The sequence below is a fragment of the Candidatus Erwinia dacicola genome (genome assembly GCF_001756855.1).
Taxonomy (GTDB): Bacteria; Pseudomonadota; Gammaproteobacteria; order Enterobacterales; family Enterobacteriaceae; genus Erwinia; species Erwinia dacicola.
On the sequence record NZ_MAYS01000420.1, the window covers coordinates 1 to 1,068 of the forward strand.

The 1,068-nt window shown below is 41.9% G+C and carries 1 protein-coding gene; it reads left to right on the forward strand.

Annotated features, from left to right (window positions below; translation table 11 throughout):
- The coding region (locus BBW68_RS11490) for a hypothetical protein (protein WP_245675258.1) at positions 1–778 on the forward strand (778 nt) is incomplete at its 5' end.
- Between the last annotated feature and the right edge of the window lie 290 nt (positions 779–1,068).

Here is a 1,068-nt window from a genome sequence, read left to right on the forward strand (position 1 = left end):
TCTTCTTTTCGATTCATCATTCATCTATCCTAAAAAGTTACTCGTGCGGATAACCGCGTGGTTATCTCTACGGATAAAGCATAAGAATATAAAAAGAACCTGTCAAACGTTCTTTTTGTGTTTTTGTGTTTATTTTATTTTCCAAAATATTTTCAATAAGATAGAAAGAAAGGAACGTTTCATGAGTAAAGAACTTGAACGTTCTTTTGTGAATGATGCAAAAGAACCTATCATCGAGAGAATTTTCAAGCTGGTTGAGCATTATGGCTCCAGAGCAGAAGCGGCGGCTGCATGGGGGATAAACATCAATACGCTGCAAAATTATTACAAGCGAAGAGAGCAGGCACCTGTGCCTAGAGAAATGCTACTAAGGCAGATTGCGGAGCGTGAGGGGGTTAGCGTTCGCTGGTTGGTTAGCGGTGAAGGTAACGCCCCCAAAAAGAACACGAAGAACACTGTATTTGAACGTGAGAACTCATTTGTGAACGATATTGATTTAAAGCTGCTAGCTCTGTTTGGAACGCTATCGTCAGATGAAAAGCAGGCTCTCTTTGAGGTTCTGGCCCGTAAAGGCATTGAAACAGCCCTTTATCTGCTTGACGAAGATAATATTAAGTTGCTGAAGATGGATCGTGTGGTGAAAGAGAAGATATTAGGCATTCAGCATAGAACGCCAGAGGATATGGCTCATGATGGCGCTGAGGCTAGAGAGTGTGATGCCGATAATCTTGGCGAAGCGCTCCCCCAGAGCCTAGCATCCAATAAGAAAGTAGGCTAAGTAATCGTAGACTGCGCTTTGGTTAGATGTAGTTGCATAAGCTTATGCGTACATTGAGCCAGGTCAACAGCTTAGCCACTTTGTTAAACGAAATTCAAAACGATTTAAACGCAGTTCAAACTCATACAAGTAACAATCATTCGAGTATCAAATACCGTTCTAAAAAATCAGTTTCAAATCATTTTATCGCGACGAGTATCAAACCCCATATTTCGACCAATGCCGCGCCAGTCAAAGGTTGTCGGCTTGCTTGAGGTATGCACGATCAGTATTAAAATGATTACCCCCCC